The following is a 17,650-nucleotide window of genomic DNA, read 5'->3' on the forward strand; positions in this document are numbered from 1 at the left end:
TTTCCGCTTGTAACGCCTTTAACTGCTCTTCCAAAATACCCTTTTGATCAGCAGCTGTTTTTTGAAGCGTTCGAAGCTCGTCCTCCTTCATTTGTACCGCTTCTCGCAACACTTGCTCATGCGCCGTTGCTGCACTTTTCAATTCGGCACGAAGCTTTTCTTCCTCCCCTGCATGCTGCGTTTGCATGTCTGCTATCTTTTGACTCAGCGCATCAATACGGGAATTCAGATCTTTATTCGCCCCCTTCTCTTGCGCAGTTTCCGCTTGTAACGCCTTTAACTGCTCTTCCAAAATACCCTTTTGATCAGCAGCTGTTTTTTGAAGCGTTCGAAGTGCTTCGTCCTTCGTTTGCACAATTTCTTGTAACTTTTGCAATTGTTCTTGAGCTTCTTGCGTTTGGCTCTCCAGCTGGTTTTTTAATTGTTCCAAATGTGCTTGCAGAGCATTCTCTCTCTCTTTGCTGGCGATTTTATCAGTTTCCAAAGCCTCAATTTTATTTCGCAATTCTTCCACCGGTTGAACCGCTTCCTGTAATTCATTGTACAGATTGGCCTGTTCTTCTTTACTCGCATTTTGAGTCGAAGGCTCCTTGTGTATCATCTCTTTTTTTGCAAAATCAAGCTCTATTAACTCTTCCAGTTTTTTCAAGGATTGTTGTAACTGCTCTATACTTGCAAACTCATCCTCTAAGGAGAAAGCTTTTATCGTACTGTCTAACTCTGAATTTGAGTTCTGGAAATAATGTTGGATGTTTGAAAAGAAAGTTTCTAAATCTTTCTGAAATTTATTTAAATTACTTTTTTCAGCCGCGATTTGCATTTGTTGATCGATTAATTGCTTGTGCAAATTTGACTTTTCCGATTCTAGTTGACGTAGTTTTTCTTCTAATTCCATATAGCTCTCAGAAAGAGATTGATTTTTTTCCCTTTCCTTTTGTAATTGTTTCTTCAAGTTCTCAGTGTCAGACACTTTCTCGATATTCTTCTTTTCCGACAGTTCTGGCCCTTCTTTAATGGACTTTTTTAAAGACGCATTTTCTTGACTTAATCTACCTATTTCTTTTTCTTTTAGTTCCAACTCATCTTTTTTTTGCCCCAACTCTTCTTGTAACAAGTGAGTCTTCTTTTCTAACTGACTATTGTTTTTCTTACTGGTATTTAGCTGATTTTGGAGATGATCTAACTCTTCTTTTGCCTTGTTTTTTTCTATTTCAACATCTGTGACTATATCCTTTATTCTTTCATTTACTAAATCTATTATTGAAGGAGCCTGTTGAAGAAAGCTTATCTCTTTGTATGCTTCATTTAATTTATTTTTAAGATTTTCATTTTCATAAAAAAAAGGCTCTTTATTTACCGCTTCTTGCATAATTGCCAATTGTACTTGAGCAAGTGAAGGAAGGTTTTTATCTGTTTTCGATCTTTCTATTACCTCCGAAAGATAAGCCTTCAAAAATTGCACTAAAGAGGCATTTGGATAATCTGAACTATTCTTCTGACAATATTGATAAAATAAAGGTGTTAATACTTCCACATAATAATCACCCAAATCTAACCCTGACAAACTCAATGTTGTTTCTTTAATAAAGGTTTTTCTCTCCTCTTCATCCATGTTTCCTATCATGTCTTCTATTTTTAAGTGACCAAACTCCTGTATGCTTCCTTCTTCATTCTCAACTTGCTCTTGTTGTCGTTCTTTAAAAATTTTTTCAATTTGGTCTACTACCTGTTCACTCTCTTCTTCGCTAAGTCCGTAATCTGCTTGTAAATTTTTAACAAAATCCAGAATAATATCATCTGATATGACATCACTTCTCTCCTCAAGAAAACGAAGGTATTCGCGGGTTATTTCTTCATAAGAAGCAGAAGTTAAATCGAGATTGGTGTAGTCTTTAAATTCTTTATAGGAAACCATTATATCCCCTGTGCTGTAGAATACTTTTTGCTACTAACAGTATAGTTTTAAAACATTAAAATAGTATTAAGATTTGTTTGATGAACCAGGCTAAAAATTAATCAACTTTTTCGGACAAAAAATAGCCCTTAACAGAAACTGCCGAGGAAAGTCAGTATCCAATGTCTGATTAAAGATCCTTATGAATATCGACTCTTTCAATTAGCTTTAGTTTTACTTGACCCTTGCAAAGCCCCACGTGCCATGACTTGTCCACGGCATCCAGGAAAAAGCTGGTTTCGTACCACAATCTCTGGGTACCGCGGACACGCCGCGGCACGTAAGCATCGTTAAAAGTCAGTAAAACTAAAGCTAATTGGAAGTGCCGACTTGGTGGCAGTGGGGTACTCTTGGGATTTTTTGTCCGCTACAAAGGTAGGATCTTCTAAAATTTTACCCTCTTAATCATTCCTTAAGAACAATTCTGCTAAACTTATGATACAAATTAAGAGATTAGGGATTTACTTGTGCTTAGCACAAATATGTTTATCTAATTAATTTTGCAATAGAGGTAATTATTATGCCCTTGACCCAAATAAATGAAGAGACTTTAAAAAAACTAGAAAATGACAGTCACTTAATGTATGACACGTATGTAGAGAACTTTCTAAGCCAAGAAGATAACGAAACCGGAAGAAAGATACTGCTAAACATACAAAAAGATCTTGCCCAATTAAAGAACGCTATGAAGCCGGAGGAAAAATCTGATCCGAGCACTGTAAGCAGACTAAATGCATTAGAATCCAAGCTAACAATGGGAATAGATCAGCTTAAAGAGCGCCAAGATCCTACTAATAGAATAAATACTTTTATAACAAGCATAGAAAGTGATTTAAAGTTTATTAATGACAAGTTAGAAAATAAATTATTATCACGTGATGACCCCTCCAAAATTGAAAAATATAATAAACAATTGGAAGAGCTTAAAAAGTTAGACTTGGCTCAGCAAACCACCCAAAAAATACACACATTACAGACAGAAATACAACATTTAAATAAAAAAATTGCAGATAATCCCTTAGTTTTCAATGACATGCCAGATTTCGGAACAACCTCAGATCAACCACCACCACCTCCCAGCAATAACCTTAGGGACGATGAAGATGAAGACGTTGATGAGGATGATTCATTCGATGATGTAGATGAGAAACCGTTGTCTGTGCCACCACAAGATCAAGATCCTATTCATCATCCTGTTCCAATTAATACTAACCCAATTAATATTAACCCTCCCCCCGTGGCTAACGTTAGTGGCGGCAATTCTCCAGATCCAACTCCGAAACAAATCCCAAATAAACAGGGTCGTACATTTATAATTGAAAAAACTGTCTTGGAAGAAAGAACTTTGGGTACTAATTTTTACTATAGCACGGAGGTTGTTAAAGCAAGTGATGCATTAAAGATTGGTTCTTTCTCAAGTTTTAAAGAAACTGGTGACGTAGACCTTTATGAGGCCAACCCCAACGATGAGATTGCTTATGAAGGTAAAGTAATTGGTAAAGGGGAAATTATCCCTTGTCTATTTGCTCCTCCAGGGAGTAAACCTGTTCTGGAAGAAAAAACTCAGCAAAATGCTGCGGCTTATGATAACGCAGCAGAAAATCGATATGGTTTGTTAAAGGTTGATCATACGGGCAAAATATCCTCTACCTCTAAAAATCTTTCAGAGGCAGAAAAAGAAGAGCTTGCTTTTCATCAAGCTAAAATGCTGCTGGATAATTATCAGCCATCAAAAGACGGCAAAACAATTTTTATCAATGGTAGAAATCCCGAAATGGTAAAAAAAGTATATGCAGCCCTACTTTTCTTTAAGAAAAATGTACCTGAATTTGAAGATATTAAAATTCAATCGCTTGTGCCAAATACCAAGCCTTCCAAATTGCCTTTTAAAAGTGCTTTTAATACATTGATAGTTAATCAGTTTATAAGTAAAAATCTAAACGCAAGTGACAAAGACATAAAAAATCGCTACCAGGACAAGATGAAGAATATTGCCCACATAAAAAATACATTAGCTACAAAGATGGACAAAATTGACAAGGAATATAATAAATTAGATGAAGAAAATGTTAAGCTCTCCAAAGAACTGAGCAAAAAACCTAATGTTCTTTTTAAGCAAACACCAGAAGAAAGAGAAAAAAAGAAGAAAAAGATTGAAGAAAATTTTACAAAAATGGAAGGAATAGAAGCCGAATTTCATCGCCATAACTCTCTTAAAGGTAAACTAATAAAGCTGAAAAAAGGAGAGGTTACTATTTCTGATGATAACGACGTTAAGAATGAAAATAATATAAAACCATAATTTGATAATTGGCTTTTCACCCTCTATGTCTTCCCGCTTTGCTCATTAAGCATTTCAGCGGTGCCCAAGATTATGGCACAACGCTAGTCTTTTTTGGATGCCGTGAACAAGTCACGGCACGTTGGGTTTTGCAAGAGTCAAGTAAACTTAAGACTAATTGAAAGAAAGGTTGATCTACAAATTAAATATTGTGCCGATTATATGGATAGTTTCCCGCCTGCGCGCTGAGTAATCCTCTCATTGTTAAACACCTTTTCAATTATTTTTAAGTCATTCCCGTGAAAACGGAAATCTATTTCTCAAATTACACGGTTGTTCTGATTGAAAGACAGATCCCCCGCCTTCGCGGGGGATGACAAAAATAAAATCATAGGGATTAAAATAATTTCAAATAAATTAAACAAAAAAATGAGAGGATTACTCAGCGCCTGCGCGGGAAAGACAAGTCATTGTAACAAGGTCTTCAAGGGAAAGTTGTAATACCTATGAATACTTACTGCCCCAGGGAGCGAAAATCCTTCATAAAAAAAGCAAGGATAGTCACTATCAGCAGAGAAAGAGGCAAGACAGAAAGTGCTATCTGGTAATCGGCTACCGTGTAGATATGTTCTCCTGCGACAATACCACTATCACCAAAAGCATCCAGTAATTTACCTACCAGCGGCTGGAAGACAACTCCGCCCAGGGTGACAATCATATTAACTGCGGCAAAGACTGTTCCTGACAATTTGGCACCGCTATTCTCTTTGGCCATAATAAATACAATGATTTCGGTGGCACTAAATACGCCGTAAAGAAATAGCAAAATATTAAGCGAAGTATAGGACAAACCCGGGCAATAGAGGACAAGACTGATACAAATCAATGCCATGACCGCCCCAATAACCAGCGGTAAGACCCGGCGGCCGCTGCTATCTGACAGATAACCGGCAACAGGAGCACCGACTGCCCAGCCCAAAAACATGGCTGAAATTGTTCTTGCTGCTTCTATTTTAGTCAAATGGTGAGCCTGCTCCAGATAGGTTTTTCCCCATAGCTCGCCAAAAACAGACAGTGAGGTATACAAACAAGCTCCCACAAACCCAATTAGCCAAACCTGGGGAGAACTTAAAACATGCCACACATTAGAAAAAAATTCGGGTAAAGGTTGACGGTGAGAGGAATGTCCTTCAGGGCCGTCACGAACAACGAAGAAAATAATGACACTCAATACGGCGCCCATACTGATCATTAGCGACAATACATGATGCCACCCCATACTCACCGCAATATCAGTAATTTTCATTTCACCATAGACCAGACCAAGCATCCCCAGCGTCGTTATCAATCCCGCAACCAATGAAAAATAACGTCTTGGCAACCAGCGCATGGCGAGCGATAACACCCCCACAAAGGCAAACGAAGAACCGAAACCTACTAAAAAACGCCCGCATGCAGCGACAACCATGGAAGACGTATCAGCAAACATCCATGAGCCAATGGTACAGCAGAGACAGGCGAAGGTTAATAAACGTCTTGGGCCATAACGATCCATGAGCATACCCACCGGCATTTGCATCGGCGAATAAGCAAAATAATAAAAAGCGGATAATTGTCCAAAAGTCGTTGCAGAAATGTGGCCAAAAGCTGCACTTAACTCGCTCTGTAAAGCACCGGGGATAATCCTTAGCACAAACTCGTAACAATAGAAAAAAGCCCCTACCGCACACACCAGGCTGCCAAAAAAGGCTTGTTTTCTATTGATAGCTTCTCTAGTTATCTGCATTAGCATAAGTTTCTTTCAGAAAAAAGGTTAAGATAGCAGCAAGGATAATACCAATAGGTATAATTGACAAAGCAAATTGATAATCATCTGCAGTATATAATTGTTGTAATTTATCAATAGGTATTTCCTGTAAAGGAACATTAGCCATATGGGTTGATAAACTTAAGTCCAATAGCTTTCCTACCAGAGGCTGCAAAAACATCGCGCCCAACATCACAATCATATTGGTCATGGCCATTGCGGTTCCCGCTGCTTCATTAGGGCTAAGTTCACGTCCTACCGCAAAAACAATGCATTGAGCGCTATAAAAGAGACCTAACAAAAACATCAAAGCATTGATGTGAGGCCCTTTTAAGCCAGGCATATACAATACAAGCATCATTATAATACCAGCGCCGCTGGCACCAAAAAGCATGGGCAACTTACGGCGTTTCAGTCTATCCGAAATATATCCCATTAAAGGAGCGCCTATCGTAAAGCCCAAAAACAGCAAGGAATTGGCAAAGTCAGCATCTGCCTGAGTTAAGCCGTGCGCATGCTTCAGATAAGGAATACCCCATAGTTCTGCAAATACAGTGGTAGGCAAATAAACCAGACAACCAAACATACCGTTCAGCCAGATTTGTCTGTTCCGGGCAATAATACCCAGATCAATCATACTTTTGCGAAAATTATCGACCGTTCCACTCTGCCGTTGACGGTTTTTTTTGTCACGAATTCCAAACCACAGTAAAATACTCAATCCAATGCCAAAATAAGCCGTTAAATTTACCGTTTCACGCCAGCCAATTTTCATAACCAGACTACCGAGCAAATTATCACCTATCATGGCTCCAATAGTACCTAACGCAGCAGCCATACCGGCAACCATTGCCAATTTGTCTTCAGGTAACCAAATCGTTGCCAGTTTCAATACGCCTACAAAAGCAAAAGCTGAACCAAAGCCCACTAAAAAACGTCCTGCAGCAGCTACCCAGAACACAGTGGTGCCGGCAAAAAGGAAAGTACCGATAACGCAAATCAAACAAGCAATGGTAATTAACAATCTTGGACCATAACGGTCTAAAAGTACCCCTACCGGAATTTGCAAAGGGACATAAGCATAGTAATAAAAGGCTGATAGAAAACCGAATCCAGCTGCCGACAAATTAAAATGATCACGCAGGGCAGGTTCCATCACACTGGGCGAAATACGAAGAAAATATTCGTAACTGTAGTATACAGCTCCCAAAGCACAGATTAACCAGGCGGTCAACAAGTATTTTCTATTATTACTAGTATACAAAATGAGCTCCTTCACTTAATTGGTTAAGCACGAGTTTTACTAACTCAAACATCTTTCAGATCAACTCGGCTGACACCACTTGCTATTGCAGCTTTGGCAACAGCAAGCGCTACCCGCTCCTTTAAACGCGGGTCAATGGGTTTAGGGATGATATAGTGCGGACCAAAATCCCAGCTGGAAACACCCGGATAATTATCCTTCACTACTTGAGGGACTGGTTCCTGCACTAACTGACGGATTGCTTCAACAGCAGCAATTTGCATCGCTTGATTGATGCATGTGGCGCGCACATTGAGCGCACCGCGAAAAATATAGGGAAAACAAAGAACATTATTGACCTGATTGGGATAATCACTGCGCCCTGTGGCTATGATTAAATCGTCACGAACCTCATGGGCCACCTCCGGACGAATCTCAGGATTAGGATTGGACAAAGCAAAAATGACAGGATTTGGCGCCATTGCTTTCAAAAGATCCGCAGTAAGTAAATCAGGTTTGGCAACGCCAATAAATACATCGGCCCCCACTAAAGCGTCTTCAAGTGTCCTTAGTTCTGTTGTTCGTGCAAAAGCAAATTTATAAGGATTTAAATCTTCACGCCCGGTATGGATAACACCTTTAGTATCCAGAAGAAGCATTTTTTCTTTATTGGCGCCCAAGGCAACCAACAGGCGCATGGAAGCGATACCGGCAGCGCCCGCACCGATGCAAACGATATTGACTTCAGAAAGCTTCTTTTGTTGCAATTCAAGGGCGTTCAGTAATCCTGCAGCAACGACAATGGCAGTACCGTGTTGATCGTCATGAAACACGGGGATATTCAATTGTTCTATCAGTGCCTGTTCAATCTCAAAACATTCCGGTGCTTTGATATCTTCTAAATTAATACCGCCGAAAGTAGGTGAAATACGCTTGGCAGTATCAATAAATGCCTGTGGATCTTTCGCATCGACTTCAATATCAAAAACATCAATATCAGCAAAACGCTTGAATAAGACAGCCTTCCCTTCCATGACAGGCTTGCCTGCCAAAGGACCAACATCGCCCAGGCCCAGCACTGCTGTTCCATTTGTCATGACAGCAACCAGATTGCCTTTGGCTGTATACCTGAACGCGTCTTCGGGACATTCCGCAATCGCGAGTACTGGCTCAGCCACGCCGGGTGTGTAAGCAAGCGACAAATCATCCTGAGAATTAGTGGGTTTGGTAACATGTACCGCAAGTTTTCCTGGTGTTGGAAATTCATGATAATGCAATGTACGTTGCTTTAATGCATCTTTATTCAAGGTATTTTACTCTCTTTTAAACAACCCGACGAAAAATCATATAGAAAAATGCTACCGATGAACAGTCATTTTGAAAAAAAAAGGCGCATGTTTGTTGCGCCTGGCTTGTTTTCCTAACTGACAGAACGATAAATTACTCGCCACGTTTCTTATAGCGGTCGCGGAATTTCTGTACTCGTCCGCCTGTATCGACCAGTTTTTGCTTGCCAGTATAGAATGGATGGCACTGTGAACAAACTTCGATAGCCAGATCCTGACCTAACGTTGAACCTGTTTCGAAGGAGTGGCCGCAACTGCAGGTCACATTAATTGATTTATACTCGGGATGAATTGAAGCTCTCATAATACCACTCTCTTTAGTAAAACGAACATCGCCACCCAAACCAGGTCAGGCACCATGCTCTTCATCAATGATGCGCAACATTAGCAGAAATCTGATTATAGATCAATTTTTTGTTGCTAATACAAGCATTATGTCCTGATTATACTTGTTTATACCTTATCTTTCTATCGCAAGGAGATCCAGCTCAACCCATACCGGCGCGTGATCAGATGGACGCTCCCACTTGCGTGGCGCTTTATCAATACAGGATTGTTTACATAATTTATTTAATTCCTGACTTAATAAAATATGATCAATGCGCAACCCCCTGTTGCGGCGAAACCCCGCTGCACGATAATCCCACCAGCTAAATGATTGCTCCTCTTGTAAAAAATTACGAAAACTATCTCTTAAACCTAAAGTTAATAACGCGCGAAAGGCTTCTCGTTCAAGCGGACTAACCAACACACAGCCCTCCCATTCAAGAGGGTCATGTACATCACAATCGTCAGGCGCTATATTAAAATCCCCTACAACAGCAAGCTTTGGATAGAGAAGCATCTGTTGTTTTATAAACGCAGTCACTTTTTGTAACCACATTAATTTATAACTGTATTTTTCCGCACCCACTTCAGAACCATTCGGAACATACAAGTTAATAAGGCGCATACCCCCAATAGTCGCCGCCAAAATACGGCGTTGAGGATCTGCCAGGTCAGTGATATCAGTAACAATGTCATCCAATGGATAACGACTGACAATAGCAACGCCGTTGTAACTTTTTTGTCCTGCGTAGACCAGATGATAACCTAGCTCGGCAAAATTTTCTTTAGGGAAATTCTCATCAGTTAATTTTGTCTCTTGTAACGCAAGAACATCAATTTTCGATGATGCAAGCCAATTTAAAACCTGTTCCAGTCGAATTTTCAAAGAGTTCACATTCCAGCTCGCCAGTTTAAGCATACCAGTCCCCTTTGTATTCAATGATTAATGGCGCATGATCAGACCAGCGTGTTTCACGTGCGACAGCGGCGCTTACTACACTATCGCGTAAACCGGGGGTAATAACCTGATAATCGATTCGCCATCCGACATTTCTATCCCAGGCACCAGGGCTTCTGTAAGACCACCAGGTGTATTGGCCCTCTTCCTGATTGCAGAGACGAAAGGCATCCACAAACCCCATATCACCAAAAAGTCTATCCATCCATGCCCGCTCTTCTGGCAAAAAGCCGGAATTTTTTTGATTACCATACCAATTTTTCAGATCAATTTTTTTATGAGCAATATTATAATCACCACAAAGAATTAATTCCCGACCTTCCTCTTTTAAACGCATTAAGTGACCTGCAAAACGTTCCAGAAAATTATATTTTACTTCTTGCCGAACATTACCGCTTGTGCCTGAGGGCAGATAAAGGGATATCACGCTCAATTTGGGATAATCAAACTGAATATAACGACCTTCATTATCACAATAATCAAAGCCCAGCCCCTTCACTACGCGCAGCGGTTTATGGCGCGCATAAATGGCAACCCCACTATACCCTTTCTTTTGAGCATCAAAATAATCGCAAAAATAATCACGAGGACAGTATAATTCTCGTGGCGTTAATTGCTCTAATTGCGCTTTTGTTTCCTGAATACAGACAAAATCGGCATGTTGCATCGTCAACCACTCATAAAATCCATTACGAGCCGCTGATCGCACGCCATTGGCGTTAAAACTGATTATTTTCACTAATTTCCTCGATTTAAAACAGTTCATTTGAAAATCTTCAAGAGCTAGATAAACATCCTGCAATACGTGCCAACCGTGCGCCCATTCGTTTGGCTAAAACAATCTCATCCTGACTTAGATTGTTATTATCAGTCCCGGCAACGTGGGTCACCCCGTATGGTGTTCCTCCACTTTGTGTCGTTGTAAGAAGAGGTTCAGTATACGGCAACCCTACGAGAATCATACCATGATGCAATAAAGGCAGCATCATACTGGTTAAAGTTGTTTCCTGCCCACCATGCATGGATGAAGAGGAAGAAAACACACAGGCAGGTTTATCAACCAGATCCCCGGCAAGCCATAAAGGAGATGTCGTATCTAAAAAATATTTAAGCGGCGCTGCCATATTACCAAAACGCGTTGGACTACCTAAAGCAAGCCCCCGGCAAAAACGTAAATCATCCAGGGTTACATAAGGCGCACCGCTCTCTGGAATCGATTTATCAACGGCTTCACAGGTTGCCGATACCGGCGGAACTGTTCTTACGCGGGATTCCATGTCATTAATAGAAGCAACACCTCGCGCAATATATTGTGCCAATTGAGCAGTCGCGCCCGTCCGGGAATAATAAAGAATCAAAATATAAGGTTTAGTCATTTAACCACTCCAGTACTTTTTCTGGTGGGCGAGCAATGAGTATTCGTTTATCATCTACAACAATAGGTCTTTGTAATAACTGAGGAAACTTGATAATTGCTTTTAATATCGTTTCTTCATCAGCATGCGCTAATCCTAATTCGGTATAGGTGGGTTCATTACTACGCACCATAGCCTGAATGCCCAATTCACTGGCAAATGTGTGTAATAACTCCAGAGAAAGCGGTTGCTGTCGATAGTCCACAACGCCTACCTTGACCCCCTTCTCTTGCAGCAACTGTAGACAAGCTCGTGATTTTGAGCAACGGGGATTATGATAAATTGTTAGCATCCTGGATCCTTCATTAAATCTATGTAGCAAATCAAAGCATGTTAACATGCCTATGAAACAGTAAAAAAGCCCTTTGTACCGACCAAAAAATTCAAAGGGTACGAAATTGCCGATGAAAGGCTAATTGATCGGTAAACTAATCTTAAAATATAAATATCAGATTATTTACCTTTTGATATACTTATATAATGAAGGAATTAAAAGTTGTCTTCATGGACTGGAAACAGCGATTACTCAACAAATTATTCGAAGGCATGCGCTTTATTCGCTTTGTGGTCTTTCATTTTATTAATGATGGTTGTACCTACCGAGCTTCCGCGCTTGCTTTTACGAGCTTACTGGCCATTATTCCTTTGATGACCGTGAGTCTGGCAATTTTATCTTCTTTTCCTGTCTTCCAGGGGTTGGCGGGGCCTGTGCAGGATTTCATTTTTGATAATTTTGTTCCTGCCACAGGTAAAGCTGTACAGAATTATTTACAGCAATTTGCAGCCCAGGTCTCCAATCTTTCCATTTGGGGGGTCGCTATTTTATTTATCACCGCTTTATTAGTCATGGTGACCATTGAACGTTCTTTGAATAGGATCTGGCGGGCAAGTTCTTCAAGACATGGCGTCACCGCTTTTTTATTATATTGGGCTATTTTATCCTTAGGCCCTGTTTTACTTGGCTTAAGTCTTGCCGCCAGTTCTTATCTTTTTTCCATTCCTTTCATCAAAAACCATCCTCCTCCTTCAATTCTAATGAGTTGCACTCCTTTTCTTCTATCTTTAATCGGGTTTACTTTTTTGTATGTGGTAGTACCTAACTGTCCAGTTAAATTGAGCCATGGTTTATGGGGTGGAATAGTTGCCGCGTTACTGTTTGAATCGGCCAAACTGGCTTTTGCTTATTATTTGGCACGTTACAACAGTTATCAATTACTTTATGGTGCCTTTGCTACTATACCTATATTTTTTGTCTGGGTGTATTGGGTGTGGATCATTACCCTTTTAGGTGCTGAAATCAGTTATGCGTTTTCAGTCCACCATCAACGCCGCACAGGAAAACCTTTAGATGGCTTCTCTCATGCCTTGCTTTGGCTATATCAACTCTGGCAGGCGCAAAAAAAAGGAAAAAGTTTATCATTTGATAGCCTGGTCAATGCCGATCCGCAACCTTTTTCCATTGATCCTAATCAGATGCTCAATGAACTGGAGCGTCTTGAACTTATCCATGCGACAGAAAACGGCCAATTTATGCTCAGCAGAGATTTAAATCAGCTAACACTGTATTCATTAAGCCAACAACTCCCCTACCGACTCCCCACTCATGCTGATTTGGAAGGAAGACAACCTCCGGAAATAGAGCATTTGAAACCTTTTTTTAAAAGAAATGATTTGGAATTACAAAAAAATCTGGCCACCGATTTGAATCAACTGTTTACGAATCTTAACCAACATGATGATTCTCATTAGAAAAGAATGGACTGGCTGGGTAAACAAGGAAATCTTTGCTAAGATTTAAAAAAACATCCAAAAAACGTTATGAAATTTTCTACTTTATTGTATTTAATGCGCTTTTGGCCACCTTTTCTAGGAGCAGGGATTCGCGTTATGGAATACAGTAAGGATTATTGCTCCCTTACAGTTCAGATGAAAATGCATTTTTGGAATAAAAATTACGTAGGCTCTCATTATGGCGGTTCTCTTTATTCCATGACTGATCCTTTTTATATGTTGATGCTAATGAAAATTCTGGGTAAAAATTATATTATTTGGGATAAATCAGCAACTATTCATTATAAAAAACCAGCTTATGGTAAAGTTTTTGCCAAATTTGAACTTTTACCGGCGCAAATAGAAACAATTAAACAGCAAGTCGATAATCAATTGAAATGCGAACCTGTTTTCGAAATTTCAGTTACAGACTCGCAAGGAGCAACAGTTGCCAGAGTAGTCAAAACGCTGTACATAAAGAAAAAGACGTAACTGCCAGTTTATTTTTTATTAAACATCCATTCATTACCTGCGTCCCACAGACAAATCCCGAGAGATCTTCTTATTTTTTTGCAACTCATGGGTAATTGATTTATTTGAGATTATTTGCCTTCCTGTGATTTTTATTGAGGTCATCTTCTCTCAAGCAAAGTGATGAGATAAGTTTGAGAATAGATTCCCGTTTTCACGGGAATGACACAAAATAATGTTGATGTCATCCCCGTGAAGTTGGGGAGGGATCTTCTTTCAAGCAACGTAGGCATTTTCTTATGTTGATGCCATTGCGAGCACACTTACCACAAACTTTCAGGTTTCAGGTAATTTTTATGGCCAAGAACACCATAGATCTGCTCTGAAAGCGATGATTACTTATTACAAAATATAACGTGTTAAATCTTCATCGGCTAACAATTTGCCTAAATGGGCCTCAACATAAGCGGCATCCACATGGACAGTTTCACCTGCCTTGTCGGTTGCGTCAAAGGAAACAACCTCCAGTAAACGTTCCACCACCGTGTATAAGCGGCGGGCACCGATGTTTTCAGTCCGCTCATTCACATTCCATGCTACTTCTGCAATACGACGAATGCCCGTTGCATCAAAAGACAATTGCAATCCTTCTGTTTCCATCAGGGCAGCATACTGTTGTGTCAGTGAACTACTGGGTTCTGTTAAAATACGCACAAAATCATCAACGCCAAGAGCAGACAATTCAACACGAATAGGCAAGCGTCCCTGAAGTTCTGCTATCAGATCAGAGGGTTTCGCAACATGAAAAGCGCCAGAGGCAATAAATAAAATATGATCGGATTTAATCATGCCATATTTAGTGGAAACCGTGGTTCCTTCAACTAAAGGCAACAGATCTCGTTGCACCCCTTCTCGTGACACATCTCCGCCCCCATGCTCAGCACGTTTTGCCACTTTATCCAACTCATCGATAAAAACAATACCATTTTGTTCGATATTTTCTATAGCCCGAGTTTTAATGTCTTCTTCATTAATCAATTTACCCGCTTCTTCTTCACGCAAAAGCTTCATCGCTTTAGCTACAGTCAATTTGCGTGTTTTAGTGCGACTGCTGCCTATTTGTTGAAACATGGATTGTAATTGGCTGGTCATTTCTTCCATGCCCGGGGGAGCCATAATTTCTACCCCCACCGAACTTGTTGCCAATTCTATCTCCACCTCATTATCATTGAGAGTACCTTCGCGCAACTGTTTACGGAAAATTTGTCGTGTTGAAGACTCTTTCTCACTGGAAACCAGACTACCTCGGGCCGGGGGTAACAGTACATCCAAAATGCGATCTTCTGCCGCTTCTTCGGCCTGATTTTCCACTTTTTTCATGGCCCTTTCGCGTTCTTGTTTAACAGCAATGTCAGCCAAATCACGAATGATAGAATCAACATCACGTCCCACATAACCCACTTCAGTAAATTTGGTGGCCTCTACCTTAAGAAAAGGAGCCTGAGCTAATTTTGCCAACCGGCGGGCAATTTCAGTTTTACCTACGCCCGTTGGCCCGATCATCAAAATATTTTTGGGCATAATTTCATTACGCAAGGCAGGGTCTTTAATTTGCATGCGCCGCCAGCGATTACGTAAAGCGATCGCCACTGCTCGTTTTGCTTCATCCTGACCAATAATGTGCTTATCCAGTTCCTGCACAATTTCTCTGGGAGTCATCATCATATTATTCACTGTCACTATCCAATTCTTCAATGGTTAAGTTATGGTTGGTATAAATACAGATATCGCCTGCAATATTCAAACTTTTACGCACGATATCAACCGCAGACAATTTGGTATTTTCCAGAAGAGCGCGAGCAGCCGCCTGAGCAAAAGGTCCACCCGAACCAATGGCAATCAGGCCCTCCTCCGGCTCTATAACATCACCATTTCCGGTAATAATGAGTGAAGCATTACTGTCTGCTACTGCTAATAAGGCTTCCAGACGACGCAAAATTTTGTCGGTACGCCAGTCTTTAGCCAATTCGACCGCAGCACGTACCAAATGCCCTTGATGCATATCCAGTTTGCGCTCAAAACGTTCAAATAAAGTAAAAGCGTCGGCTGTACCTCCTGCAAAACCTGCAATCACTTGATCTTTATACAAGCGGCGCACTTTACGAGCATTGCCTTTCATCACTGTATTACCCAATGTCACCTGACCATCCCCTCCGATCACCACTTTCTTGCCTCGCCTGACCGACAGGATGGTCGTACCACGATATTGTTCCAAAATACACCCTCGATTACCGTATGAAAAACTTTAGATGGGGATCAGAAAGAAAAAATCAATAGTGGCAAAAAATTAAATCAAGTTTGCCGAATAACATTGACTGCATATTCCTTTCAATTCGATAGCATCCTTACCAAGATGAAATTCACTCGCCTGAGATAATTTTTCCAATAAATTGTGTATTGCATCATCATACAATTCACTGACCTGATAACAGTTACTACATACCATCAAGATCTCAGAGGGCCGATGCTTCGCGGGTTCATGACACAATGTATACGATTGGATGGATTCAATTTTGTGTACTACGCCATAATCTACAAAATAATCCAGTACGCGATATATTGTGGGCGGTTTTGAGTTTTGCTTGATTTGCACCAGATGATCAAGGATTTCATAAGCTTTTAACGGTTTTTCTGCACACCATAAAATAAACAATACCCCTTTACGAACCGAGGTCAATTTCAGATTTATTGAAGCGCAATAGTCAAGAAACGAAGCAGGATAGGTCATTAGTTAATTGATTCTATTTTTCAGAACAGAAAGTCTAACATAGTTTGAATAGTAACTCCGTCAGGTTACCCCACAAAAGAAACCCCATGCGCCAGGGGAGAAATTCCTAAATAGTGAGCCACACTTTGTCCAATATCAGCAAAAGTATCTCGCCTTCCAATAAATTGACTAGCGAACTTCGGCCCAAAAAATAACACAGGAATATGTTCTCTGGTATGGTCTGAACCGGGAAAGGTGGGATCACAACCGTGATCGGCCGCAATAACCACCAAATCGTCAGCTTCCAGCAAATCAAATAATTCAGGTAAACGCGTATCAAACTGTTCAAGTGCGTGTGCATACCCGGCAACATCACGTCGATGACCATAAGAAGAATCAAAATCAACAAAATTGGTAAAAATCAAACTCCCTGCCGGTGCCGTTTGCATTGCCTTAAGCGTAGCATCAAATAAGGCCATGTTATCACCCGCTTTAATCGTCTGGGTTAGCCCCTGATGAGCAAAAATATCAGCAATTTTACCAATTGCAATGACTTCCCGGCCGGCTTCTTTCAAATAATCGAGTAAGGTGGGCGCAGGAGGCAGGGTTGCATAATCCCGCCGATTAGCTGTGCGTGTAAAAGCCCCTGTTTCACCGATAAAAGGTCGGGCAATAACACGGCCAATCTGATACTCGTCTACCAGCTTGCGAGCGATTTCACAAATTTCATACAATCGCTCTAATCCAAAACAGGTTTCATGAGCAGCAATCTGAAACACACTATCCGCAGACGTATAAACAATAGGCTTGCCGGACTTAAGATGTTCTGCACCTAATTCGTCAATAATGACAGTTCCCGATGCATGCTTTTGCCCAAGCACGCCGGGTAAACCGGCTTGCTTGATGAACTCATCAATAAGCGCCCGTGGAAAACAAGGTTGCTGATCCGGAAAATACCCCCATTCAAACGTCACAGGGACCCCTGCAAGTTCCCAATGGCCGCTAGGCGTATCTTTACCAAGGCTTTGTTCCACAGCATAACCATAATATCCACCGGGTTCTTTAAGCGTTGCCAAATCCACAAAGCGGATACCCGAACTGGCTACCGCGGCATGATAGAGTCCTAAATCAGCCAGATTGGGAATTTGTAATAAACCCTGACGCAGCCCGTCTTTATTAGCCAGACTGTTCTGACACGCTTCGTAGATATGAACTAAAGTATTGGCTCCCTCATCACCATAACGAGGTGCATCAAGGCTGGCCCCGATGCCTAACGAATCCATTAATAAAATACAAACACGTCCTGTCATG

General features: G+C 40.8%; 16 protein-coding genes. 3 read left to right on the forward strand and 13 right to left on the reverse strand.

What is annotated here, in order from left to right; genetic code table 11:
• The coding region (locus T345_RS14355) for a coiled-coil domain-containing protein (protein ID WP_035919077.1) at positions 1-1,915 on the reverse strand (1,915 nt) is incomplete at its 3' end.
• Between the two features lie 559 nt (positions 1,916-2,474).
• Here T345_RS14355 and T345_RS0112270 point away from each other — a divergent pair.
• The gene (locus T345_RS0112270) at positions 2,475-4,256 is read left to right on the forward strand and encodes a hypothetical protein (RefSeq protein ID WP_028389596.1); all 1,782 of its coding nucleotides are present in this window, start codon (positions 2,475-2,477) and stop codon (positions 4,254-4,256) included.
• Between the two features lie 493 nt (positions 4,257-4,749).
• Here the strand turns inward: T345_RS0112270 and T345_RS0112275 are convergent, their stop codons facing one another.
• From T345_RS0112275 to arsC, 8 genes are all read right to left on the reverse strand, one after another.
• Positions 4,750-6,021: an MFS transporter gene (locus T345_RS0112275; RefSeq protein ID WP_035919080.1), complete on the reverse strand. Its 1,272-nt coding sequence runs from the start codon at positions 6,019-6,021 to the stop codon at positions 4,750-4,752.
• Complete coding sequence (locus tag T345_RS0112280) at positions 6,008-7,306, reverse strand: MFS transporter (RefSeq protein WP_028389598.1); 1,299 nt, start codon at positions 7,304-7,306, stop codon at positions 6,008-6,010. The genes T345_RS0112275 and T345_RS0112280 overlap by 14 nt, the downstream gene beginning before the upstream one ends.
• 44 nt (positions 7,307-7,350) lie before the next feature.
• Positions 7,351-8,592 (reverse strand): malic enzyme-like NAD(P)-binding protein, encoded by a 1,242-nt coding sequence (locus T345_RS0112285; protein WP_028389599.1) that lies wholly within the window; start codon positions 8,590-8,592, stop codon positions 7,351-7,353.
• A 133-nt stretch (positions 8,593-8,725) separates the two neighbouring features.
• Complete coding sequence (rpmE, locus tag T345_RS14905) at positions 8,726-8,935, reverse strand: 50S ribosomal protein L31 (RefSeq protein ID WP_084273812.1); 210 nt, start codon at positions 8,933-8,935, stop codon at positions 8,726-8,728.
• Between the two features lie 156 nt (positions 8,936-9,091).
• Positions 9,092-9,877 (reverse strand): exodeoxyribonuclease III, encoded by a 786-nt coding sequence (gene xth / locus T345_RS0112290; RefSeq protein ID WP_028389600.1) that lies wholly within the window; start codon positions 9,875-9,877, stop codon positions 9,092-9,094.
• Positions 9,870-10,655: an exodeoxyribonuclease III gene (locus T345_RS0112295; protein ID WP_028389601.1), complete on the reverse strand. Its 786-nt coding sequence runs from the start codon at positions 10,653-10,655 to the stop codon at positions 9,870-9,872. Before T345_RS0112295 ends, xth begins: the two co-directional genes overlap by 8 nt.
• Positions 10,656-10,692: 37 nt before the next feature.
• Positions 10,693-11,292: an NAD(P)H:quinone oxidoreductase gene (gene wrbA, locus T345_RS0112300; protein ID WP_028389602.1), complete on the reverse strand. Its 600-nt coding sequence runs from the start codon at positions 11,290-11,292 to the stop codon at positions 10,693-10,695.
• Positions 11,285-11,623, reverse strand: a complete 339-nt coding sequence (gene arsC, locus T345_RS0112305; RefSeq protein WP_028389603.1) for an arsenate reductase (glutaredoxin) — start codon at positions 11,621-11,623, stop codon at positions 11,285-11,287. The genes wrbA and arsC overlap by 8 nt, the downstream gene beginning before the upstream one ends.
• Before the next feature lie 212 nt (positions 11,624-11,835).
• On the opposite strand from arsC, the gene T345_RS0112310 reads away from it, so the two are divergent.
• Together T345_RS0112310 and T345_RS0112315 are read left to right on the forward strand one after the other, a co-directional pair.
• Complete coding sequence (locus T345_RS0112310) at positions 11,836-13,080, forward strand: YihY family inner membrane protein (RefSeq protein WP_028389604.1); 1,245 nt, start codon at positions 11,836-11,838, stop codon at positions 13,078-13,080.
• Between the two features lie 96 nt (positions 13,081-13,176).
• Entirely contained in the window at positions 13,177-13,593 is a 417-nt protein-coding gene (locus tag T345_RS0112315; protein ID WP_278044095.1) for a DUF4442 domain-containing protein, read from the forward strand.
• A 381-nt stretch (positions 13,594-13,974) separates the two neighbouring features.
• Here T345_RS0112315 and hslU read toward each other — a convergent pair whose 3' ends face one another.
• The 4 genes from hslU to T345_RS0112335 form a co-directional block, all read right to left on the reverse strand.
• Positions 13,975-15,297, reverse strand: a complete 1,323-nt coding sequence (gene hslU, locus T345_RS0112320; RefSeq protein ID WP_028389606.1) for an ATP-dependent protease ATPase subunit HslU — start codon at positions 15,295-15,297, stop codon at positions 13,975-13,977.
• 1 nt (position 15,298) lies between these two features.
• The gene (gene hslV, locus T345_RS0112325) at positions 15,299-15,847 is read right to left on the reverse strand and encodes an ATP-dependent protease subunit HslV (RefSeq protein ID WP_028389607.1); all 549 of its coding nucleotides are present in this window, start codon (positions 15,845-15,847) and stop codon (positions 15,299-15,301) included.
• 72 nt (positions 15,848-15,919) lie between these two features.
• Positions 15,920-16,360, reverse strand: a complete 441-nt coding sequence (locus T345_RS14360) for a transcriptional repressor (protein WP_051555269.1) — start codon at positions 16,358-16,360, stop codon at positions 15,920-15,922.
• A 65-nt stretch (positions 16,361-16,425) separates the two neighbouring features.
• Positions 16,426-17,649, reverse strand: coding sequence for a phosphopentomutase (locus tag T345_RS0112335; protein WP_028389608.1), 1,224 nt, complete (start codon positions 17,647-17,649; stop codon positions 16,426-16,428).
• Between the last annotated feature and the right edge of the window lies 1 nt (position 17,650).

Source organism: Legionella fairfieldensis ATCC 49588, assembly GCF_000621525.1.
GTDB classification, from domain to species: domain Bacteria; phylum Pseudomonadota; class Gammaproteobacteria; order Legionellales; family Legionellaceae; genus Tatlockia; species Tatlockia fairfieldensis.